We start from the raw sequence: 22,423 nt of genomic DNA, 5'->3' as shown, positions 1-22,423 counted from the left end.
GGCAACCTCGCCACAGCAAAGAGGAATTTGCCCGACGTGGCCATGAACTCTATCAATCCCAAGTGCGATCGAGGTCAAAGAGGTCAAGCCTGATAGTGCGACAACCTCCTTACAGAGATAGGATAGTAGAATAGAGGAAGCTACCATATCGCTTCTTCAGACTCTAATTTAGTCTTGTAAATCAGTTATTACCATGAAAGAAAAAGTATACTTGGATTCCACCGTTCCGAGTTATTACTTTGATGAGCGTGAAACTCTAAAAGCTTTTACCGAAGTCACAAGGAAGTGGTGGTCGGAAATGTCCAGTTATTATGATTTATATATTTCAGATGCCGTGCTTCAAGAGCTAACCGACGGAAACTATCCGCGTAAAGCTGAAATTATCCATTTGGTTTCGACGATTCCTTTGCTACCGCCGACTTCTGCTCTTGAACAAGTTGTCGAGTTTTATCTTGCCAACTATGTCATGCCAAGGTCTCTTGTGGGCGACGCTCTACATCTTGCCTATGCCAGCTATTTTGACATTCAATATCTCCTTACTTGGAATTGCAACCATCTAGCGAATGCTAACAAACGGAAGCATATTCGCGTTATCAATGCCCGTCTTGGCTTGTCAACACCTGAAATTGTCACACCACTTGAACTATTCAAAGAGGAGAACAACTTATGATCCGCTCAGAGATTTTGCAAGAAAAAGATAAAACTCAAACAAGATTGTCGGAGGAATGCACGTCCATCCATGACTATTTACTGAAGTCTCACATTGCTGCGAAAAAGGCTGCGGAATCCTACGGGTTTACTCTCAAATACGCTGAATTGCCTAACTTGCCATCATCTTAACTCAAATTGCGATCGCTTAAAGGTGATCACCTTGCCTCCTAGGTTGGGTTAAACGAAACAATACGGGGTCGAAAATGGCTCAATTCGATTGAAAAAGCGAAACCCAACCACCTCAACGGTTATTCTTACTTATATAATAGACTACATAAGCTTTATTGATCGCTTTGTTCTATGTCCGAATCAGCTGCTGGAATTTCTGTTTCCAAACCCCAAAATATCTGGAAACGACAAGTTAAAGTCAATCTGAGAAGTCTCTTTAGTACCCTGGGAAAAGCCACTCTTAACGGGCTATTTTTGCAGTGGGATGATCTGGCCGAAAATGGAGTAGAAGTTTTAGATGCTCTTGGTTTAAGTCGGAATCCGGGGGAATTAGCGGGTTTATTAATAATTCGATCGCTAATGGAAGCGATGAAAGGATTACTTAAAAGTAATGCTGATTTACTGCCCCAAGAAGTTGAAAAGCTGCCTTTAAAAGAACTTTACCGTCAGATTACCGACTCTTTAGAAGAGCAGGAATTAAATCTCGATCGAGATTTTTTTGAGCATCCCGAAAGATTACCTATAGTCGCACCAGTCCAAGCAGCTTTTTTACAGTGGTTAACAACAAATAATTTAATCACTAATTCCCAGGAAGCGCAGAGCCTAAGTAACCGTTTACCAGCTTATTTTGTCTTAGAGTTGCATAAACAATGGAAAGATAAACGAGATGAATACAGTCTGCTTTTAGATGAAATCGACACTCCTTTTAACAATCCTTGGAAACGAGAAAGCGGCTGGTTACATTATCGAGCTTGGTTGCAAAAACAGATCGATGAACCTATTTTTTGGGAAACCTTTAGTTTAAAGCAAATTTATGTACCTCTACGGGGATTTTATGAAGAAGAAGAAATAAAAGCCACCCCAGACACAGATTACCATCGAGAGCCATCATTTAAACGCATTGTCATCAAACTCCAAGAGCAGTTAGAAACATGGTTAGAAGCGGCAAAATCCGATGATGCTATCCGTTTATTGACCGGTGGGCCGGGTAGTGGAAAATCGTCCTTTTGTAAAGTATTTGCTGCCCAACAAGCTGGTTTAGAAAAACAAGTTTTATATGTTCCCTTGCATCGCTTGAGTTTCTCCACCGATTTAGTAACAGCAGTTAAAACTTTTGTTCAACATGAAGGTTTTTTACCAGAAAATCCTCTAGAACCGAGCGATCAAGATTTACGATTACTAATTATCTTTGATGGCTTAGATGAGCTATCTATGCAGGGAAAAATCGCCCAAGAAGTCGCCCAAAATTTTATTAATGAAGTACGAGAACAGGTCAAAAGTTTTAATCAAAATAAAACTCGTTTACAAGTGTTGATTAGTGGGCGTGATGTGGTTGTACAATCCAATAAAAATAATTTTAAAAAACCTCAGCAAATTATCACTATTTTACCCTATTGGGTTGCTAAAAGCGATGATTTTAGCGATGTTGATAACTTATTAAAAGTTGATCAACGTCATCAATGGTGGCAACAGTATGGGCAAGCTAAAGGGAAAAAATATGCACAATTACCGCCAGAATTATCGGGGGAAAATTTACAAGAAATTACCGCTCAACCGCTATTAAATTATCTTATTGCTCTCACTTTTGAACGAGGCGAGGTTCAATTTTCCCAAGAAACTAACCTCAATAATATTTATGACAATTTGCTCAAGGCAGTCTATGAGCGAGGTTATGAAAAAAATAGTCCAGGCCACCGGGCTATAGAAGGGATTACAGAAAAAGATTTTGTGCTAATTTTAATGGAAATTGCCCTTTCCTGTTGGCATGGTAATGGTAGAACCACCACCGTTATAGAGATTAAAGAACATTGTGACAATAATGGCTTAAAAAATCTCCTAAAAAATTTCCAAGATAGTTTTCAAAGCGATTCCCAAGGGAGTATTACCCGTCTTTTAACAGCCTTTTATTTTCGAGAAAGTGGCGATTTACGAGGCAGCGAAAAAACCTTTGAATTTACCCATAAAAGTTTTGGTGAATATTTAACTGCCCGCAGAATTGTTGACCGAGTTAAGCAAATTCATAGGAAATTACAAGACAGTGAAGATGATTATGACAATGACTACGATCCCAGACAAGCTTTAATTACCTGGGCGACTTTATGCGGACCGACGGCAATAGATGAATATCTTTTTAGTTTTATTGTCAATCAAATGCAATTACAGTCCCCAGATGAAGTGAAACAGTGGCAGAAAACTCTGGGTCATTTAATTGAATATCTTTTGGTCAAAGGAATGCCGATGGAGGGGTTAAAAAACCGCCCCAATTTTCAGGAGGAAATGCGACAGGCACGCAATGCCGAAGAAGCTCTATTAGCGGTATTTAATGCCTGTGGGCGAGTCACCGAAGAAATTTTTCCCATTCAATGGCCTTCTCCTGAAGCTTTCGGCAATTGGTTGGCCCGTCTTCAGGGACAAAGAATAGATTTAGAGTTTATGTTGGTGTTAGATTGTCTCAGTTTTCTTGATTTACAAAACTGTCTGTTGATACATCGAGATCTTGGCGGGGCAAATCTTGAAAGAGCTAATCTTGCAGAGGCAGATATTGGAGGGGCAAATCTTGAAGGGGCAAATCTTGAAGGGGCAAATCTTAAAGGGGCAAATCTTGAAGGGGCAAATCTTGCAATGGCATTTCTTAAACGGGCAAATCTTGAAGGGGCAAATCTTAGAGGGGCAAATCTTGAAGAGGCAAATCTTAGAGGGGCAAATCTTTACGGGGCAAATCTTAAAGGGGCAAATCTTGATTGGGCAAATCTTGAAGGGGCATATCTTGAAGGGGCAAATCTTAGAGGGGTATTTCTTGATGGGGCTAATTTTAAATATGCTAACGTCAAAGGGACGATTCTCGATACGGAAGTTAAAACCGAGTGACTCTTCTAGGTTCTGTGTGATAAGTTTAACTTACAATATGATCGCTCAGTCTTTGTGTCCTTTGTGTCTTTGTGGTTTGTTCCACCCCCTCGCTAGGAAGAATGTATCTTAGAATACATTTTACTCACCAAACCCAAGAGAGCCGCCTTAGATATTCTTCAACAGCTTATCCCTACCTAGGATGAAAATAATTATAAATTTCCTTAGCTAATTGTTCCCCAATTCCTGTCACCTGTTGCAATTGTTCTAGGGAAGCTTCGCGAATATAATCCAGAGAATGAAAATGAGCTAATAAATCTTTTTGTCGCTTAAAACCTAAACCCGGTATCTCATCCAAACGGGAACGGCGACTTTTTTGCATCCTTTGTTGTCGGTGAAAGCTAACAGCAAAGCGGTGCGCTTCATCCCTGACTCGACGCAATAACTGCACTCCGGGTTGTTCCTTATCTGTCTCTAAAGGAGAGGATTCCCCCGGTAAAAAAATCTCCTCTCTCTGTTTAGCTAAACTAACAACTTTTACCTGTTCTAATAAATTCATCTCCCCTAAAACTGTCACCACTGCCGATAATTGTCCTTTTCCCCCATCAATCATGACCAAATCGGGAAAATCATCACTTTCGGCAATATTATCGGGATTTTCGGCATAACGACGGAAACGCCGGCGAATTACTTCTGCTAAACTGGCAAAATCATCGGAATGGCCGATTTTAACCTCGGGATTTTTGATTTTATAGTGACGATAATGTTGATTAGCGGCCACCCCATCGATAAACACCACTGAGGATGCCACCGCATTGGAACCCTGAATATGAGAAATATCATAACCCTCAATGCGGTGGGGTAGTGCCGGTAAATCGAGAATTACCGCTAAATCCTGCAAAGACTGTAAATCCCGGTCGGCGCTTCTTTTCGTCTTTTCTAACTCATAAAGAGCGTTTTTCTCGACCATAGCTAATAAATCCGCTTTACTTTGCCGTTGGGGGACAGTTAACTCGACTTTGCGACCTTTTTTTTCCCTTAACCACCCCGCTAACACCTCACCTTCCGGTAATTCGCAGGGTAACAGGATTTCGCTGGGAATTTCCACCCCTTCCACCGATAAATAATGTTCTTCCAGGACTTTTTGCAGGATTTCTCCCTCGTTTGCTGACTGACTATCGGCAAAAAATCCCAAACGTCCCACCAAACGACCGGAACGCACTTGGAATAATTGTATGCAACAATGCTGCTCGTCCTTAGCTAAAGCGATCGCGTCCCGGGATACGGTATCATCAGGTAAAGAGACTTTTTGATCGGTATTAAGGGCCTGTAATCCGCGAATTTGATCCCTAATCGTGGCCGCTTGTTCAAAATCTAGGTTTTCCGAGGCTGCGAGCATCTTTGTCGCTAATTTGTCTAATAATTCCCCCGTCCTTCCCTGAAAAATCATCGCCACTTTCTGCAAGGTTTCTCGATAATCTTGGGGACTGATTAGTTTTTGACAAACCCCCGGACAACGACCGATATCATAATTTAAACAGGGACGGTCTTTGAACAGAGGTTGGGGACGTTGACGCAGGGGAAAAGTGCGTTTAATTAGGTGTAAAGTGTAGCGCAGCAGCCTGGTATCGACGTAGGGACCATAATAACGGTCTTTTTGGTTATTTATGCTCCGTTTGCGGGTGATGAAAATGCGCGGGTAGGTTTCCGACCAAGTAATACAAATGTATGGATATTTTTTATCGTCCTTGAGGAGAGTATTAAAATGGGGCTGATGTTGTTTAATTAGATTAGCTTCCAGGGCCAAAGATTCTGCTTCCGTGTCGGTGACGATAAATTCAATTTCTGTCACCTGTCGCACCATCAAAGCAATGCGGGGACTGAGGGGTTGACTGGGACGAAAATAGGAACGGACTCTAGACCGGAGTTTTTTGGATTTACCGATGTAGAGAATTTCGCCATTTTGGTCGCGCAGGAAGTAAACCCCCGGTTCGAGGGGAATTTCCCGAAGACGATTTTCTAGGCGATCGAGGTCTTGGATTAGGGTAGAGTTAAGATTATTCCCGAACATCTTTTTATATTAGGGTTTGCTGAAAAAAGTTTGTCTTGGGGACAGGGTGTGGGGTGTAGGGTGTAGGTGTAGGGTGTAGGGTGTAGGGTGTAGGGTTTTACCGATTTTCAGGAGTTCAATTACCTAATTTTCAGGGAAAAAGTCCAGGAATTTTCCCCCCGATTACTCTAATGGCCGGTACTTTTGGATTTCAAAAAGGTCTAAAAGTCTTATCGAACAATGTTTTTAGATTTATTCAGCAAACCCTATATTAGACAAAAAAATTACGTCAGTGGGTATTAGCTGACGTTTGGCAAGATATTTAGGGCAAATCTTCACAAAAATTAATAGGCTTCCGATTCGATTTGCTTAATCGGGACGAAACACTCTCCGGGGAGAAGAATCGGTTTATTGTTAAAAATCAATTGACCGCGATGATTGTCGCGGTTAATAGCGACACCGAAAGGACGTTTACTAACTCGGCTGTTGAGGGTACAGTAGATGCGATAAATGCGTCTGGCTGCCCGTAAGACAGTAGGATCTAACAAAATTGGGATTTCCATATCGACACGTTGTTGTTCTGTTTTCTCGGATAGGGCCACCATTTCACTCGTCTCCCCACGATTAAATTGACGTATTTATTAAATCAATGGTATATGACGATTTCCGAATTTGTCACTTTTGTTATGATTCTAAAACTTTCAGGATGACCTGGCCCATAGCTTGGCATCCCACTAGGGTCATACCTTCTGAGAAAATATCTCCAGTACGATAACCGAACTCTAAGACTTTTTCCACGGCTTTTTCCAGCGCGGCTGCCGCTAAAGGCTGATTTAGCCCATATCTTAACATCATAGCAGCGCTGAGAATCTGGGCGATCGGATTGGCTTTATCTTGGCCGGCGATATCTGGGGCCGAACCGTGGACGGGTTCAAAAACCCCCACCCCAGCAGTCCCTAAACTAGCGGAGGGTAACATTCCGATACTACCGGTTAACATGGCCGCTTCATCGGAGAGAATATCACCGAATAAATTGCCCGTGACGATAGTATCAAATTGTTTGGGGGCCCGGACTAACTGCATGGCCGCGTTATCGACGTAGAGATGGGAAAGTTCCACATCGGGGTAATTAGCGGCGATTTTCGTCATCCGGTCGCGCCAGAGTTGGGAAACATCAAGAACATTAGCTTTATCGACGGAACAGAGTTTCTTACCGCGTTTTTGGGCAATTTCAAAGGCCACCTTAGCGATGCGGTCCACCTCCGATTCCAAGTAAACCATGGTATTTACACCGCATTTTTCTCCCGTTTCCGTCTCAAAAATCCCCTTCGGTTGACCGAAATAGACACCCCCGGTCAATTCCCGGACGACCATGATATCCACTCCCTCGATAATCTCCCGTTTGAGACTAGAAGCGTCGATTAATTGCGGAAAAATGGTGGCAGGACGTAAATTAGCAAAAAGACCTAAACCAGATCTTAAGCCTAATAATCCCGTTTCTGGCCTTTGCTGCCGAGGCAAATTATCCCATTTATAACCCCCAATAGCGGCCAGGAGAACAGCATCACTATTTTTACAGGCGCTCAGAGTTGCTTCGGGGAGAGGACTGCCGGTTTCATCAATGGCTGCCCCTCCAATTAAAGCGGTTTGGAAGTCAAACTGGAGGTCAAATTTTTTACCGATGACTTTCAGTATCTCTACGGTGACAGCGAGGATTTCCGGCCCGATGCCATCGCCGGGTAGTAGGGTAATGCGATACTGTTGCGTCATAGTTCTAGAACGGTAAAATAGGTCAGACTCTTGATTATAACATAGTTAGGTGAGCTTTTTTCTCCTAAAAATGTCAATCTTTCTCAGAAAAGCTGGGAAACCGCCAGCGAATTAGCTAGGGAAATTCTCGATCCTCCGGTATTAATTAAACAGGCAGTTAATCCCCAATAACTACACTAATTCCACATGGGAATCATCCCCAATCATAAAGCGTAAAGCTTTTGGACGTTGGGGGGCAATTTCTAATTTTGCCCGTCGTCCAATCACACTATCAACTATGCGCTGATGAATGCCAATAATCGTGGCATCTTTGAGAATAACACTGTGTTCTATGTCGGCATCAATTAATTTTGTGCCATTAGCTATACTGCTGTAGGGACCGATAAAACAATTCTCAATGTGACAATTTTCTCCAATAATGACAGGGCCGCGAATGGTACTATTAATAATTTTACTACCCTGGCCAATTTGTACCCGTCCGATCGCCTGACTATTAGGATCAATTTCTCCTAGTAAAGCGATTTCTAGACTGGTATCGAGGATAATCCGATTTGCTTCTAATAAATCATCTTTTTTACCGGTATCTAACCACCAACCTAGTAGTTTATTCGCTTCTACTGCTTTATTTTGATTGATTAATTCTTGGATAGCGTCGGTAATTTCTAACTCACCCCGGCCCGAAGGTTGAATAGATGCGATCGCTTGATGAATGGTGGGAGCAAAAAAATAAATCCCCACCAAAGCTAAATTTGAGGGGGGTTCTTTGGGTTTTTCGACTAAGTATAAAACTTTGCCAGTTTCATCTACTTTTGCCACCCCAAAAGCACTAGGATTAGAAACTTTTCGCAGGAGAATTAAAGCATCAAGAGACTGTTGATGAAAAGACTCTAAAAAGGGCGATAAATCATCCTCAATTAGGTTATCACCCAAGTACATAATAAAGGAGGAATCTCCTAGGAAAGATTGGGCAGTTTTGACCGCGTGAGCTAATCCAGCAGGTTGATCTTGGCGAATATAAGTTATCTTAGCGCCAAACTGTTCACCACTGCCCGTGGTCTGACGAATTTCTTCCCCAGTTTCGGGACTGATAATAATGCCAATATCGGTAATTCCTGCGGCCACAATTGACTCGATTCCATACCATAAAATCGGTTTATTGGCCACGGGAACTAACTGTTTTGCCCCAGTATAAGTTAGGGGACGTAACCTCGTACCTTTGCCACCAGATAAAATTAGTGCTTTCATAGTTTTAAAGATTAAATAGTTGGTTGAGCATCGCTTTGAGAGAATCTCGCCAATAGGGAGGAATATAACCCAATTGTTGCGAGATTTTTTGACTGGAAAGAACCGAATAGGCCGGACGCACTGCTGGGGTAGGATATTCAGCAGTAGTAATGGGAATTACTCTCTGAATTTTTAAGGGAATACCGCTTATTTTTGCCTCCTCAAAAATCGCTTTAGTTAAATCAAACCAACTGGCAACACCGCTATTAGTAAAATTATAGATTCCTGTGGGATTATCGGCATTAATTAGAAGCTGAGTAATGGCCGTGGCGATATCTTTAGACCAAGTGGGACTTCCCACCTGATCCACCACTACTTTTAACTCCTCTCTTTCCTTGCCTAATCTCAGCATAGTTTTGACAAAATTACTCTTACCATAACTGCCGTAAACCCAAGCAGTCCGCAGGATAATTGCTTGAGAATTAACAGTTTTAATCTCCTCTTCTCCCCTTAACTTTGATTGTCCATAAACCCCTAAAGGATTAGTTAGATCGGTTTCTAGATAGGGGGTATTTTTCCGACCATCAAAGACATAATCGGTGGAAATGTGAAGAAATTTAGCTTTAATTTTCTCGGCAGATTCCGCCATGATTTTCGGGGCTATAGCATTGATAGAATAGGCTAAATCTGGCTCGGTTTCGGCTTTATCCACTGCCGTATAAGCGGCGGCATTAACCAGATAATCAGGGCGAATTTCCCTAATTAACTGACCGATTTTTTCCGAGTTAGTTAAATCTAGTTCTTCTCGACCGATACTAATAACTTCGCCCAAGTATGGCAAAGTTACCTGTAACTCTTGTCCTACCTGACCTTTAGCACCAATTAGTAAAACTTTTTTCATCGTCTTTAGGGGAAAACTTCCACGGATTTAAAGGGTTGTCCAGCTTGGTCTTTAGGAGAGAGAATCGGGGGAATCTCTAGGGGCCAGTCAATCCCTAAATCGGCATCATTCCATAAAATGGTTTTTTCGTATTGAGGATAATAATAATTAGTGGTTTTGTAGAGAAATTCGGCTCGTTCAGAGAGAACTATAAAGCCATGGGCAAAACCTTCGGGAACCCAGAAAATCCGTTTATTTTCCGCACTTAAAACACAGCTTACCCATTGCCCAAAAGTGGGGGAACTTTGACGCGCATCCACGGCCACATCAAAAACACTACCGCTCACCACCCGCACCAGTTTACCCTGGGGATTGGGGATTTGATAGTGCAATCCTCGCAGGACATTTTTTAAGGACATAGAGTGATTATCCTGGACAAAAGTGGTATTAACCCCAGTTTTTTCTCGAAAATCTTTCTGATTAAAACTCTCCAAGAAAAAACCTCGATCGTCTCCGTAAACTTGCGGTTCAATGATTAAAACATCGGGAATTTCCGTCGGAATAACTTTCATAAAATCGGAGACAAGATAACTTTTGCGGGTAGTCTAGCACAAAAGGGTATTTTTTTCTAAATTTTTTGATTAATCTTTCCTCGGTAACTGAATAATGATAAGATGAGCCTAACTTAGTCAGAGCATAAACGACGTGGTACAAGTCTCTACACACACCGCTACTCAATCTATCCCCGTGGAGGGAGAAGCCTTAAAAAACTGGTTACAGACTAGGGCTAATCAGATTATCGCCGGCGATCGACTCAGTAAGCAAGAGGCCCTAGCTTTAACTGCGATCGAAGGTCAGGAAAATATTTTCAGCTTATGTGAGGCTGCTGATCGCATTCGTCAGGCCTGTTGTGGTAATACGGTGGATTTATGTAGCATTATCAACATAAAATCGGGAAGTTGTTCGGAAAATTGCAGTTTTTGTTCCCAATCCGTCCACCATCCCGGTCAAGATTCGCCTATCTACGGTTTAAAAAGTCGCGAGGAAATCGTCAGCCATGCGAAAGCGGCAGCCGACGCGGGGGCCAAACGCTTCTGTTTAGTTAGTCAAGGCCGGGGATTAAAGTATAATAGCCCCAAATCCAAGGAATTCGAGGAAATACTGGCCACAGTTCAAGAAATCATCGAAACAGCCAAGATTAAACCCTGCTGCGCCTTGGGAGAGTTAACCCTTGCCCAAGCCCAGGCCTTAAAAGAAGCTGGAGTTACCCGTTATAATCACAATCTGGAAGCTTCCGAGAATTTTTATCCTAACGTCGTCTCCACCCACAGTTGGCAGGATCGGGTAGAAACGGTAAAAAACCTGAAAGCGGCGGGAATTCAAGCTTGTACGGGCGGAATTATCGGTATGGGGGAAAGTTGGACTGATCGCATTGATTTAGCTTTTTCTCTGGCGGAATTAGAAGTGGAATCAGTGCCGATTAACCTATTAAACCCCAGAAGTGGCACCCCTTTAGGTCATTTACCCAAACTGGACCCTTTTACTGCCCTAAAAGCGATCGCCATTTTCCGGTTTATCTTACCTCAACAAATTCTCCGTTATGCCGGGGGACGAGAGGCAGTGATGGGAGAATTGCAAAATCTGGGGCTAAAATCGGGAATTAATGCTATGCTGATTGGGCATTATTTGACCACCCTAGGACAACCGCCCCAACAGGATCAGGCGATGTTGGCTGATCTTAGTTTAATAGGAGGAGAAGCCCCCATCCCCGGTGAATACCAACCCTAACAGGCAACCCAAATCACGTCGAGGACAAGAATCTCCACCGCGGCGCACTTCCGCGTCGGTTCCCAATGAGTTAATCTGGGCTTTGATTGGCTTGTTGCTGACGATTTTTAGTACATTTGTTCCAGTAAGCCTAGCTAGTTGGTCGGCTGCGGGTCTATCTTCGCAAAAACTAGGCATAACTTACCAAATTGGGGCAGTATTGTTAACGGGCTGTCTGGGGGGCAAAAATGCCGGGCTTCTTGCTCAGGTGGCCTATATTTTTCTCGGTTTAACTTGGTTGCCAGTGTTTGCCCAGGGTGGGGGAATGGGCTATCTGAAAGAAGCCAGTTTTGGCTATATTTTAGGCTTTATGCCGGGGGCATGGCTGTGTGGTTGGTTGGCTTTTCGCTGGCGGGCTAAGATAGAAACTCTGGCTTTCAGTGCCTTTGCCGGTTTGTTAGTGATTCATCTGTGCGGTTTATTATATATGCTGGGATTGTCGATTTTTCAGCCCCAAGCCAGTCAAATCACCTTTCCTGATAGTTTGCCCACCCTATTTATGAATTATTCAGTCTGGCCATTTTTAGGGCAGTTAGTAGTAATTTGTGTGGTGGTAATTATTGCCTTTTTCTTCCGTAAATTATTATTTTATTGATGCCAGAGCCAATGTTAAAAAAAAATCGCTGGTTTTGGATAGTGGCGGTGCTTGGTCTAAGTTTAGACCAAGTAACTAAGTATATAACCGTGCAGAGTTTTGAGCAAATCGGTGATACTTTTCCGGTTATTCCGGGGGTTTTTCATTTCACCTATGTGATTAATACTGGGGCGGCTTTTAGTGCTTTTCGGGGCGGTGTTGGTTGGCTCAAATGGCTATCCTTATTAGTTAGTTTGGGATTAATGGCTTTTGCTTACTTTGGACCGCATTTAAGCCGTTGGGAACAATTAGCCTACGGTTTTATTTTAGCAGGGGCTTTCGGCAATGGTATCGATCGCTTTTTGTTTGGTTATGTGGTGGATTTTCTCGATTTTAGATTGATTAATTTTCCTGTTTTTAATCTGGCTGATGTCTTTATTAATATCGGGATTATTTGCCTATTAATTTCTACCTTTCCCCACAAGTCGCCTCGTTCTAAGTAGTGCCTTGGCTCTCTTAGGTTTGGTGGGTAAAATGTATTCACCAAATACAGTCCTGCTGGCGAGGGAGTGGAAGGAACCACTCCAGACACAGAGGACACAAAGATTGATCTATCCTATATCGCTTAAACTTATCACACAGAACCCAGAAGAGCCTTTATCCTCGATCGGGTGAGCATTGCCCACCCGAAAAACTATGCTTCTGTTTCAGAAATAGAGCGATCGAATTTACTAACTAACTGAGGATTTTCTGACCAAGCATCGATAATACTCATATTACCATTAAGAAAATTCTGTTTAATAGCGCGGCGTTGAATTTTGCCACTGGCAGTTTTGAGAATTGTTCCCGATTTAGCCAGAACAATGGCATGGGTCATAATTTCGTGTTCTTCGGCGATTTCCTGACGAATATCAGCAATTAATTCAGCCGTATCTAATTCGCCGCTGCGACGTTCCAATTCCTGGACAATAACTAACTGTTCTTCCCCATTATCTTCAATGGAAAAAGCGGCGCCATAATCGGGACGAAAAACCTCATTAAGATGCTGTACTGACCATTCTAAATCTTGGGGATAATGATTACTACCACGGACAATAATTAAATCCTTAATCCGTCCCGTGATATACAATTCCCCATCAAGAAGAAAACCTAAATCTCCTGTGCGTAAAAACGGTCCTTCTCCCGTATCCGCAAGATAAGCTTGAAAAGTTTCTTTGGTTGCGTCTTCCCGTTGCCAATATCCAGCGGCCATACTGGGGTCACTGGCCCAAATTTCGCCCACTTCATCGGCTGCACAAAGGGTGAAAGTATCTGGATTAACCATAGCTATACGGGTATCACAGACGCGACGACCACAACTGGGGACGTATCTAACTCCCGTGGTTCGATCGGAGCCTACAGGGACAATTTTACCGCGTTCGTAGGCGGTTGCATCCAAAGCGGTAATAATTGGGGTGGTTCCCTTGGGTTTATTGGAAATCAACAGGGTATATTCAGCTAATCCGTAGGCAGGGGCGAAAGTTTGCCAAGAAAAGCCATAATCGGCAAAAGTATCGACAAATTTGGCCATGACCTTCGGGTTAATCGGTTCGGCGGCATTTCCCGCAGCCTGCCAACTGCTCAGGTCTAATTCCGCTAAATCGGCAGCTTTAATCCTGCGAGTACAAAGATCATAGGCGAAGTTGGGGGCTTGACTATGAGTAACTTTGTACTTAGTAATATTTTTTAACCACTGCATCGGACGCTTAATAAAAGCAAAGGGAGACATGAGATAGCAGGGTGTACCGTTGTAGAGGGGGACGGTGATACCTTCGACTAACCCGTAATCGTGAAAATAGGGCATCCAAGTGAGGGTAACGCTATCCGGTTCGTAACCACAAGCTTTTTGCAAGTAACCGCAATGGTGCATCAGATTAAAATGACTTAACATCACCCCTTTGGGGATATTAGTCGAACCGGAGGTATATTGCAGATAAGCAAGCGCCGATTTATTCACCTGGGGATCTTGCCATTGATCCGCCAGGGAAATATCAATGCTTTCGGTAGTAATCCATTTCATTTGGTCGAATTCTGGGAATTCTTCCTTAACCCCTTCAATAAGAGTCAGAATACTTTCGGTAACTAGGGCAAAGGTGGCATTAGCATCCTTGACAATTGCGCGTAAACGGGGCAGAGTGCGCTTAAGTCGTCCCGATTCCGGTGGGGGGACGGGAATGGCAATCACTCCCGCATAGAGACAACCACAAAAAGCGGCCACTACTTCTAAACTTTGAGGATAGAGTAACAAGGCCCGTTCTCCTTGGGCCTGGTATTTTTGCAAATAGGCGGCGATTGCTCTTGCTTGGCGATCGAGTTCACTGTAGGTTAAAGGTGGGGTTTCTTTTTTACCATCAATAAGAAAAGTGTAGGCATGGCCCTCCGGTTGTGTCGTGGCGCGGTAACGTAAGAGTTCTACTAGGGTGGCAGGTTGAATTAAGGTTTCAGTCATCGTTGTTATCGGGCTTATTGGCGCTATTGTATAGAAGTTTTAAGGTGCGGAGGGCGATCGGTCAAGGTATAGGATTAAGTTATTGGTTGGCTCTCTTAGGTTTCGTAGGTAAAATGTATTCTAAGATACAGTCCTGCTGGCGAGCGAGTGGAAGGAACCACAAAGACACAAAGGACACAGAGATTGATCACTCCTGTATAAGTTAAACTTATCACACAAAGAAGAAGAGAGCCTATTAGCTGAAATCCCCCCGCCTTATCTCTGCAATTGTGAGAAAAAAGCTATAATTAATCAATCCTAAAATACCGGGAAAAAGTCATGACAGCCCTAGACATGATCCCAGAAGTCACCTGTCCCCCCACAGATTTATGGAGTGATGAACCACCATTGGAAAGTGATCTACATCTGCAACAGATCATCATTCTCCTTAGTTGTCTAGAATTATTATGGCGCGAGAGGAGTGATTACTACGCTTCGGGAAATCTAACTATCTACTACAACGAGGAACAGCTAAAAAAACGTGATTTCTGTGGTCCCGATTTTTTTGTGGTTTTAGATACCGAAAAACGTCCCCGCAAAAGTTGGGTAGTTTGGGGAGAACAGGGTAAATATCCCGATGTAATTGTCGAGATTCTTTCCGATTCTACGGCCAATATTGACCGCAATAACAAGAAAATTCTCTATCAAAATACCTTTCGCACTCCTAATTATTTTTGGTTTGATCCTAATACGTTAGAATTACAAGGATTTAGACTAATTGGGGGACAATATCAAGCCATTGCTGCCAATGAACAGGGTTATCTCTGGAGTGAACAGTTAGGATTATATTTAGGGATATTTGACCGTAAACTGCGTTATTTTACCGCAGATAGTCAATTAGTCCCCACTCCTCAAGAAGCGGAATTACAGCAACGACAGGCAAAAGAACAGGCTCTTTTAGAAAAAGAAAGGGAACGACAAGCTAAGGAAAAATTGGCCGAAAAACTGCGAGAATTAGGCATCGATCCCGATACAATTTAGGGGAAATATTATTTTCTAGTAACTATGGTGACAGCAGCGCCCCTAGTGGGTGTAATTATGGGCAGTGATTCCGACTTACCCACCATGAAAGAAGCGATCGCAGTTTTAGAGGTTTTTCAGATTAGCCACGAAGTCGCCATTGTCTCGGCCCATCGTACCCCCGAAAAAATGTTTGAATACGCCAAAAACGCTCATAAGAGGGGAATAAAAGTGATTATCGCTGGAGCCGGCGGCGCTGCCCATTTACCTGGAATGGTGGCATCTTTAACTCCCTTACCCGTGATTGGAGTTCCCGTAGTCACGCGCACTTTACAAGGGTTAGACTCTCTCTATTCAATTGTACAGATGCCCGCAGGCATTCCCGTGGCCACGGTGGCGATCGGTAATGCCAAAAATGCCGGACTTTTAGCGGTTCAAATTCTCGCCACTGGTAATACTGATCTTTTAGAGCAAGTTATCGCCTATCGTCAATCCCTCACCGATTCCGTCCTCGAAAAACAAAGCAATCTTCAACGACTAGGCTATCAAGACTATCTAGGGCAGAGTTCACCTAAGTAGGGTAGATTGAGAAAAGATTAAGTAACAAATTATGAAGTAATTATGCGTTGGATCACCGCTTGTGTATTGAGTCTATTACTCTTTTTTGCCCTACCCATAGCGGCCTATGCCGATAGCCCGACTATTAGCGAAGAACAGATGAGAGAAGGGGAAGTTATCGCCGAAAAAGCCCTAGAAGCCACAGAAAAAGGGGATTACGCCCAGGCCGAAAGCTATTGGACCGAATTAGTCGCCAAATTCCCCACTAATCCCGCCGTCTGGAGTAATCGCGGCAATGCCAGAGTCAGCCTCAATAAATTAGAGGATGCGATCGCCGATTTTAACCAAGCGATCGCCATTGCCCCCGATGCCCCCGATCCCTACCTCAATCGTGGCACCGCTTTAGAGGGAGAAGGCAAATATCAAGAAGCGATCGCCGATTATAATAAAGTTTTAGAACTAGATCCCAATGATGCCTTTGCCTATAACAATCGCGGCAACGCTGAGGGCGGTTTAGGGGATTGGGAAGCCGCCGTCAAAGACTATCGCCAAGCTACCCAACTAGCCCCGAATTTTGCCTGGGCCCAAGCTAATCTGGCTCTGGCCCTGTACGAATTGGGCAGATATCCCGAAGCAGTCCAAAAAATGCGGAATATTGCCCGTAAATACCCCATGTTCCCCGATGTCAGAGCCGCCTTAACCGCCGTTTTATGGAGCCAAGGACAACAGGGAGAAGCGGAAAGCAATTGGGTAGCCGCCGTCGGCATGGATACCCGCTATCAAGACCTCGATTGGGTAAAAAGCGTGCGCCGTTGGCCGCCAAATATGGTTCTAGCCTTAGATAAGTTTCTTAACTTAAAGTAAAAAATTACTAAATAGGGTTGGCTGAATAAATCTAAAAACCTTGTTGGGTAAGACTTTTAGACTTTTTGTCAATCAAAAGGTACCAAATATGGGAGTGATCGGGGGGAAAATCCCTGGACTTTTTCCCTGAAAATTAGGTAATTGACCCCCTCAAAATCGGTAAAACCCTACACCCCACACCCCACACCCTGTCCCCACGAAAAACTTTTTCAGCAGACCCTAAATCTAGCAGTAGCGGGGCTGAGGGTCTAATTATCCTGAAATCAGCGACTAAAATACAATTGAGGCCTGATAGTTCCATTATCCTCGATCGAATAACCCGGCTCTGGAAAGGAAAAGGAATAGCTAGAGCGGGCCGATGGCCCAATGCTATAATCCAATTACAGGGATAGATTGGACTCTATCAGTATCCGCCGCTACTGTACACCTTAAATCTTAGCCAGAATGCCAGATTTACACTTGCTTAATTCTCATCCACAGGCCCTAGAAACTGCCTTCATCCCCACTGCCGACCGGTCTTTTTTCTCCCCTCTATCCCTCGACCTGGCCACAATTAATCAACGTTTTGACTCCGCTAACGCTGCGCAAATCGTCGCTTGGGCCGCGGCCACCTTTGGGGAAGGTTTGGTGATGAGTACCAGTTTCGGCATTCAGGCGGCGGTAATGTTGCACCTTGTCACCGCAATTATCCCCGATATTCCCGTCATTTGGATCGATACTGGCTATCTTCCCCCGGAAACCTATCAATTTGCCGAAGAATTAAGCCAACGCCTCCATTTAAACCTGAAAGTTTATCAATCTCCCCTCAGTCCCGCCCGCATGGAAGCAATCCATGGTAAATTGTGGTCAAATAACGATCTCGACTCCCTCAATCTCTACGACAAAATCCGCAAGGTGGAGCCGATGCAACGGGCCCTGAAGGAATTAAAGGCCACCGCTTGGTTAGCGGGTTTACGTCGCGACCAAACCGACCACCGCAAAACTCTCCAATGGGTCAATCAACAGGGCGAACGTTACAAAATATTACCGATCCTTGACTGGAATGCCAAAACCATCTACGACTATCTGACTAAATACGATCTTCCCTACCATCCCTATTTTGATCTGGGTTATGTCTCCGTCGGCGATTGGCACTCCAGTCGGCCTTTAACCGCCGATGATAGCAACGAACGAGACACCCGTTTCAAGGGTTTAAAACAAGAATGCGGTCTTCATTTGCCCTTAACCCCCGCAGAAGCACAAAGTCTCGACGCAAGCTCCCTATAACTGCCGGGGTGGAAAATTTGCTGGTGCGATCGGTTCCTAGACGTTGGACAATGGTTAATGATTATTAATCCCCCATTAACCATGGCTATTTTAGAAAGTTTTCTCGAAGTCGGCTCTCTCAAGTGGTTCTATCGACAGGTTAACCCCGATCAACAACCGGACACAACCCCCGTCATTCTACTCCATGGTTTACCCGCCCATGGCTATATTTGGCGGGAATTATTGACCAGTTTAGAAGAATATAACATTAATGCTATTGCCCCCGATTGGATCGGTTCTGGTTTATCCGCTAAACCCGATGCCAGAGATTTCGCCTACACACCTAGCGCTTTTTGTCAAGCCTTGGCGGATTTTATTCAAGCTCTCCAATTACCGAAAATCTCCCTCATTGTCCAGGGTTTTTTAGCCTCCGTCGGGTTACAATACGCCCTAGAAAATCCTGATAAAATTGAGCGCTTGATCATCTTAAATACTCCCCTCTCCAGGGATGTTAAATTACCCTGGATAATGAAACAATGGGGGATACCTTTCCTCGGAGATATGGCGACTCAAGATCCCTTATTAGTCGATCGTACTTTAGAAACCGGTAGCGGTTTTGTGATTAGTGATGCAGATCTGGCTATTTTCCGTCAACCTTATCTAAAAACTTCGGCAGTGGGTCGCGCTTTACTGGCCACGATTCGCAATTTAAACCTATCGAAAACCATGGCAGAAATTGAGACAGGTTTAGAGAACTTTGAAAAACCTATCCTTTTTGTCTGGGGAATGGCCGATCCTTGGTTATCTTCTGTCACTGTCGAAAAATTAGCTACTAAATCAGGAGTGGAATTAATCCCCCTCTCGGAAGCAAAACACTATCCCCAAGAACATTGGTCAAAAGAAATTAGTCCCCAGATTATTAATTTTCTCGGACGCAAAACCTAAACCTCGATACTTTCTGGGAATTGATAGCAAAATCTCCCTAGAAAGTATTGATCAAGTTATCCTTAGTATATCACTGTAGTTCTGCACTGGCCACCGCCTATGGAAAGACTAGCTTTAGGAAGGATAAATATAACAAATAATCCCCCAGATATTAATAATTTAACCGATTGGGAGCGAGTTAAATCGATGAGCGATGCAGAAATCGAGGCTAATGCTTTGTCAGATCCCGATGCGCTTCCTTTTGATGATGATTGGGAAAACGCGGCGATTATTCCTGCTTACAATAAATTAACATCTCAATAATTGCTAAAACTGATAATTGTCTCAGGGTTACTTGTTATGAAAGTTTAATAGACTGTTGTTCAAGAAAATAGTGATAAAATTTTTTGTTAGCTCAAAACAATAAGCAGGTAATCATTTGATAGTAATCATTCCACGTTATCCTCAAATCGAATTACTTAATATTAATTATTTGAACCATATTTTCAAGTCTATGTATATAGGCTTGATGATGTCTCCATGCTTCTAAAATACTTTGTAATAATTCATCTTTTGAAAAACAACCAGAATCAGCTACATCTTCAATTTGTCTGATTAGATCATCTTCTAACTCCAATTCTAGCATACTCACTTGTTTAGTTGTGTCTGCCATACTTTTATCTATCTAAAAGTTGATGGAACTATCATACCATAGGAACTCAGCACTGTGGTATCTATTAAGCCCCACATTATACCCATTGCTATGCCTTGCATATATGTACATATAATACCACCTACTAAATACCCTATTATACCCCCTGTTGTACCTAATCATGAATAAAACCTAAGATTATTTTAGTTAAAATTTGCGAAAAATAGCCTTTTAATAGCAAATAAGTCGATAAGTTGATGTATTTAACTTATTGCACCCATTAAGTACCGTCAGGACTCGTTTATGTTGATTTGACATATCTGGTGTAATTGCTTGACATATCTAGTGTAATTAGGGTAAGATCAGGTACTGTACTTAGGATGCTAGGTTTCTAAAGGCAGACTATTATGAACATCTATAAAAACGTAGTTTGTACATCAATTGTCCACAAAAATGCCTATTGACCAGCATCGATGTAATCAAGCAAACAAAGAGATGGCCACCAGACAATTTCGAGTAAATCTTAGTCAAAAGGACTCTGAATATCTTAAAGAAATAGCTAAGGAGCTAGGCTTAACAGAGTCTGAAGTCATTCGTAAAGGATTAAAACTCATGGCTTTATATGCTAAAACTGAGACGGAGGAAGATACTCAATTAATACTGCAAAAAGGTAATGAACAGAGACCACTACTAATTGTTTAGTTATGACCAGTGATTCAAAAAATGAGACAGAGGAAGTTAACAACCCAAAAGATCCCAGCGCTTCTTTGGTTCTTCCAACTGAGAGGAACTCTGTGCGTCATAATCTAAAGAAGACTCTGGAGCCTTATCATTTAGACAATGAAGTATCTGAATTTGGTAAACCAGCTACAGCTATATCACCCTCAGACCAAAGACATAATTTTAATACTAAAGTAGCTGGTTCCTTAGCAACGTGGCTTTGGATTGGATTGTTATTCACTGCTTTTTCACAAATTGTTTCTATTTTTTTCATTTCTTTTGCTTCTCTTGGAATTTTTAATCTCTTCGGGTCTAATTCCCCGCCGCTCGCGGCGTACAATAGAAAAATGAGTGAATACATCCATAAGAGCCATAATGTAAGTGTTTTGCTATATCATTTAGTGTTCCCAGCCAAATATCGTAAAGCCGTTTTCGACGAACAGGTAGATAGCTTGTTGAAAGAAGTCTGTCTAGAGATGGAAAAACGATACGAGATAAAGTTTGTAGAAATTGGAGTGGATAAAGATCATGTGCATTTTCTGGTGCAATCAGTACCGACCTATAGTGTGACAAGGATAGTGACAATGATTAAAAGTATAACGGCGAGAGAAATTTTCAAAAAGTGTCCTCAAGTGAAAAAGCAGTTGTGGGGAGGAGAGTTTTGGAGTGATGGATATTACGCAAGTACGGTAGGAAAGCATGGGGATGAAGGTATGATAGCGAGATATGTAAAAGAACAAGATAAAGAATACCTGCAGCTACACCAAAATCTACAATTGAGTCTATTTTGATTCTGATACCCCGTCCGCTTGCGGCGGGGTAGTTCATTTTAAATATAAATTTGAAAGCCATCGAAGAACAAGAAGTACAAAGTAGAGTGGATAAAGCGGCAACCCTAATTAATGATTCTTCTAAGACAATTTATACTTTTTTAGGGCCAATAGCTACAGCAGTCACTGCCTTTTATTTTAGTGGTTTGGGTAGTTCGTCGAAAACTAACGATGAAAACTCTGAAAATGAAAAAAATGAATAGAACTTTTAAAAAAACACGAAAAAATCTCTCCTATTGGGAATTTTAGTACAAAGGCTAGAAATCTCAACCCCAGAAACCTCTCCTCCCCACTCTCCTATACTTTTAAAGTGGAAGAAAGTTTTAGCTTAATTAATCTGGCTACAGGCCTGTTTTTGTCGTTTCTAAATACCCCTGATAACTTGACCGGAACTGTTCGATCGATAAGTCCTTTGTCCAATATTCTACCAGAGCATGACCCCAGGCCCAAGCTTCCTTGTCGGCAGTGCTAGAATTTTCTAATAGTATTGGCCAAAGTGCCAATAAATCAAAACTTTTATTCTCTGGATTCAAGAGAGAAGAAAGCTCATAGGCCATCTGTAATTTACCGATCGCTACTGGTAATTGTTCCACAGGAATTTGTTCAGCTAAAAGATAGGCTAAAGTCGGTCTTCCTGTGGCTAAAGTGGAGATAAAACCGAGAATAGGACTTTTTAATAGGGCCGTTAAACCTTGTCCCGTGGCCATCTGTAAAGTATAGCGATCGATTATTTTCGCCGCTGCCAGAGTTCGAGTTTCCAAATCCGCTAAAAAACGGGCTAAACGCAACTGTTTTGCGGGCGAAATTGCCCCCAGTAAAGCGATTGATAACTCCTCATCCCCCCAAGCTTCTCTATCTGGCTGTTGACTGACCATCGGCAAAATGCGATCGCAGAGATCCTCGAATAATTCCGCCCGATACTGCAAGCATTCTCGGATATTGACTTCTTTGGGACTTTCTCCCGTCAGCCAATTATAGGGAGGTTGCCACTCTCGCACCGGACGCAGCCGATCGACTTGAGAAACACAGACTATAACTGGTAAATTGTCAATAGTTTGTTGCAAATCTTTAAGAAAAGCCTCATCCATGGCC

The 22,423-nt window shown here is 42.8% G+C and carries 25 protein-coding genes; 15 read left to right on the top strand and 10 right to left on the bottom strand.

Translation table 11 applies throughout. From position 1 onward, the window contains the following. Window positions 1-193: 193 nt before the first annotated feature. The 3 genes from IQ224_RS01280 (at window position 194) to IQ224_RS01270 (ending at window position 3,747) form a co-directional block, all read left to right on the top strand. Entirely contained in the window at window positions 194-670 is a 477-nt protein-coding gene (locus tag IQ224_RS01280; protein WP_004158653.1) for a type II toxin-antitoxin system VapC family toxin, read from the top strand. After that, entirely contained in the window at window positions 667-840 is a 174-nt protein-coding gene (locus tag IQ224_RS01275; RefSeq protein WP_002742412.1) for a hypothetical protein, read from the top strand. The genes IQ224_RS01280 and IQ224_RS01275 overlap by 4 nt, the downstream gene beginning before the upstream one ends. A 171-nt stretch (window positions 841-1,011) precedes the next feature. Beyond that, the gene (locus IQ224_RS01270) at window positions 1,012-3,747 is read left to right on the top strand and encodes a pentapeptide repeat-containing protein (RefSeq protein WP_194032403.1); all 2,736 of its coding nucleotides are present in this window, start codon (window positions 1,012-1,014) and stop codon (window positions 3,745-3,747) included. Window positions 3,748-3,919: 172 nt separating this feature from the next. On the opposite strand, the gene uvrC is transcribed toward IQ224_RS01270, so the two are convergent. The 6 genes from uvrC to rfbC all read right to left on the bottom strand — a co-directional run bounded on the left by uvrC (window position 3,920) and on the right by rfbC (window position 10,222). Next, on the bottom strand, window positions 3,920-5,797 hold the full coding sequence (gene uvrC, locus IQ224_RS01265; RefSeq protein ID WP_002767174.1) for an excinuclease ABC subunit UvrC: 1,878 nt from the start codon (window positions 5,795-5,797) through the stop codon (window positions 3,920-3,922). Between the two features lie 323 nt (window positions 5,798-6,120). Further along, window positions 6,121-6,381 carry a hypothetical protein gene (locus IQ224_RS01260; RefSeq protein ID WP_002734814.1) on the bottom strand — a complete coding sequence of 87 codons (261 nt, stop codon included), beginning with the start codon at window positions 6,379-6,381 and terminating at the stop codon, window positions 6,121-6,123. Window positions 6,382-6,460: 79 nt separating this feature from the next. Beyond that, a complete protein-coding gene (gene leuB, locus IQ224_RS01255) occupies window positions 6,461-7,546 on the bottom strand; it encodes a 3-isopropylmalate dehydrogenase (RefSeq protein WP_194032402.1) in 1,086 nt (361 codons plus the stop codon). Window positions 7,547-7,717: 171 nt separating this feature from the next. Further along, window positions 7,718-8,791 (bottom strand): glucose-1-phosphate thymidylyltransferase, encoded by a 1,074-nt coding sequence (locus tag IQ224_RS01250; protein WP_002742421.1) that lies wholly within the window; start codon window positions 8,789-8,791, stop codon window positions 7,718-7,720. 4 nt (window positions 8,792-8,795) lie between these two features. Further along, on the bottom strand, window positions 8,796-9,671 hold the full coding sequence (rfbD, locus tag IQ224_RS01245; protein WP_002742422.1) for a dTDP-4-dehydrorhamnose reductase: 876 nt from the start codon (window positions 9,669-9,671) through the stop codon (window positions 8,796-8,798). Between the two features lie 5 nt (window positions 9,672-9,676). Beyond that, window positions 9,677-10,222 (bottom strand): dTDP-4-dehydrorhamnose 3,5-epimerase, encoded by a 546-nt coding sequence (gene rfbC, locus IQ224_RS01240; RefSeq protein ID WP_194032401.1) that lies wholly within the window; start codon window positions 10,220-10,222, stop codon window positions 9,677-9,679. A gap of 133 nt (window positions 10,223-10,355) precedes the next feature. On the opposite strand from rfbC, the gene bioB reads away from it, so the two are divergent. Genes bioB through lspA form a run of 3 tightly spaced genes read left to right on the top strand, consistent with a single transcriptional unit; the run spans window position 10,356 to window position 12,554 of the window. After that, entirely contained in the window at window positions 10,356-11,438 is a 1,083-nt protein-coding gene (bioB, locus tag IQ224_RS01235; RefSeq protein WP_002742428.1) for a biotin synthase BioB, read from the top strand. Next, a complete protein-coding gene (locus IQ224_RS01230; protein ID WP_036400089.1) occupies window positions 11,422-12,072 on the top strand; it encodes a biotin transporter BioY in 651 nt (216 codons plus the stop codon). Before bioB ends, IQ224_RS01230 begins: the two co-directional genes overlap by 17 nt. Window positions 12,073-12,083: 11 nt before the next feature. After that, window positions 12,084-12,554 carry a signal peptidase II gene (gene lspA / locus IQ224_RS01225; RefSeq protein ID WP_002742430.1) on the top strand — a complete coding sequence of 157 codons (471 nt, stop codon included), beginning with the start codon at window positions 12,084-12,086 and terminating at the stop codon, window positions 12,552-12,554. A 191-nt stretch (window positions 12,555-12,745) separates the two neighbouring features. On the opposite strand, the gene IQ224_RS01220 is transcribed toward lspA, so the two are convergent. Further along, window positions 12,746-14,539: a fatty acyl-AMP ligase gene (locus tag IQ224_RS01220; protein WP_194032400.1), complete on the bottom strand. Its 1,794-nt coding sequence runs from the start codon at window positions 14,537-14,539 to the stop codon at window positions 12,746-12,748. Between the two features lie 318 nt (window positions 14,540-14,857). Here IQ224_RS01220 and IQ224_RS01215 point away from each other — a divergent pair, with 318 nt between their 5' ends. The 6 genes from IQ224_RS01215 to IQ224_RS01190 all read left to right on the top strand — a co-directional run bounded on the left by IQ224_RS01215 (window position 14,858) and on the right by IQ224_RS01190 (window position 19,453). Beyond that, complete coding sequence (locus IQ224_RS01215; RefSeq protein ID WP_002742436.1) at window positions 14,858-15,559, top strand: Uma2 family endonuclease; 702 nt, start codon at window positions 14,858-14,860, stop codon at window positions 15,557-15,559. A 24-nt stretch (window positions 15,560-15,583) separates the two neighbouring features. Continuing rightward, complete coding sequence (purE, locus tag IQ224_RS01210; protein WP_194032399.1) at window positions 15,584-16,117, top strand: 5-(carboxyamino)imidazole ribonucleotide mutase; 534 nt, start codon at window positions 15,584-15,586, stop codon at window positions 16,115-16,117. Between the two features lie 42 nt (window positions 16,118-16,159). Then, window positions 16,160-16,960, top strand: coding sequence for a tetratricopeptide repeat protein (locus IQ224_RS01205; RefSeq protein ID WP_194032398.1), 801 nt, complete (start codon window positions 16,160-16,162; stop codon window positions 16,958-16,960). Window positions 16,961-17,404: 444 nt separating this feature from the next. Then, window positions 17,405-18,226, top strand: a complete 822-nt coding sequence (cysH, locus tag IQ224_RS01200; RefSeq protein ID WP_002742441.1) for a phosphoadenosine phosphosulfate reductase — start codon at window positions 17,405-17,407, stop codon at window positions 18,224-18,226. Window positions 18,227-18,283: 57 nt separating this feature from the next. Next, window positions 18,284-19,150, top strand: a complete 867-nt coding sequence (locus tag IQ224_RS01195) for an alpha/beta fold hydrolase (protein ID WP_194032397.1) — start codon at window positions 18,284-18,286, stop codon at window positions 19,148-19,150. A 99-nt stretch (window positions 19,151-19,249) separates the two neighbouring features. Continuing rightward, on the top strand, window positions 19,250-19,453 hold the full coding sequence (locus IQ224_RS01190) for a hypothetical protein (protein WP_194032396.1): 204 nt from the start codon (window positions 19,250-19,252) through the stop codon (window positions 19,451-19,453). A 151-nt stretch (window positions 19,454-19,604) separates the two neighbouring features. Here the strand turns inward: IQ224_RS01190 and IQ224_RS01185 are convergent, their stop codons facing one another. After that, window positions 19,605-19,802 carry a hypothetical protein gene (locus IQ224_RS01185; protein ID WP_036400102.1) on the bottom strand — a complete coding sequence of 66 codons (198 nt, stop codon included), beginning with the start codon at window positions 19,800-19,802 and terminating at the stop codon, window positions 19,605-19,607. A 474-nt stretch (window positions 19,803-20,276) separates the two neighbouring features. Between IQ224_RS01185 and IQ224_RS01180 the strand changes: the two genes are divergently transcribed. After that, the gene (locus IQ224_RS01180; protein WP_012264701.1) at window positions 20,277-20,483 is read left to right on the top strand and encodes a hypothetical protein; all 207 of its coding nucleotides are present in this window, start codon (window positions 20,277-20,279) and stop codon (window positions 20,481-20,483) included. Between the two features lie 127 nt (window positions 20,484-20,610). Here IQ224_RS01180 and IQ224_RS01175 read toward each other — a convergent pair whose 3' ends face one another. Next, the gene (locus IQ224_RS01175) at window positions 20,611-20,775 is read right to left on the bottom strand and encodes a hypothetical protein (RefSeq protein ID WP_002742454.1); all 165 of its coding nucleotides are present in this window, start codon (window positions 20,773-20,775) and stop codon (window positions 20,611-20,613) included. 73 nt (window positions 20,776-20,848) lie between these two features. On the opposite strand from IQ224_RS01175, the gene tnpA reads away from it, so the two are divergent. Then, the gene (gene tnpA / locus IQ224_RS01170; protein WP_002740761.1) at window positions 20,849-21,292 is read left to right on the top strand and encodes an IS200/IS605 family transposase; all 444 of its coding nucleotides are present in this window, start codon (window positions 20,849-20,851) and stop codon (window positions 21,290-21,292) included. 50 nt (window positions 21,293-21,342) lie between these two features. Next, a complete protein-coding gene (locus IQ224_RS01165; protein WP_002742456.1) occupies window positions 21,343-21,534 on the top strand; it encodes a hypothetical protein in 192 nt (63 codons plus the stop codon). Between the two features lie 138 nt (window positions 21,535-21,672). On the opposite strand, the gene IQ224_RS01160 is transcribed toward IQ224_RS01165, so the two are convergent. Then, window positions 21,673-22,423: GTPase family protein (locus IQ224_RS01160; protein WP_370583114.1), on the bottom strand; the 751-nt coding region annotated here is incomplete at its 5' end.

The organism is Microcystis sp. LEGE 00066 (assembly GCF_015207925.1).
In the GTDB taxonomy this organism is placed as follows: Bacteria; Cyanobacteriota; Cyanobacteriia; order Cyanobacteriales; family Microcystaceae; genus Microcystis; species Microcystis ichthyoblabe_A.
This window is presented reverse-complemented; position numbering and strand designations above follow the sequence as displayed.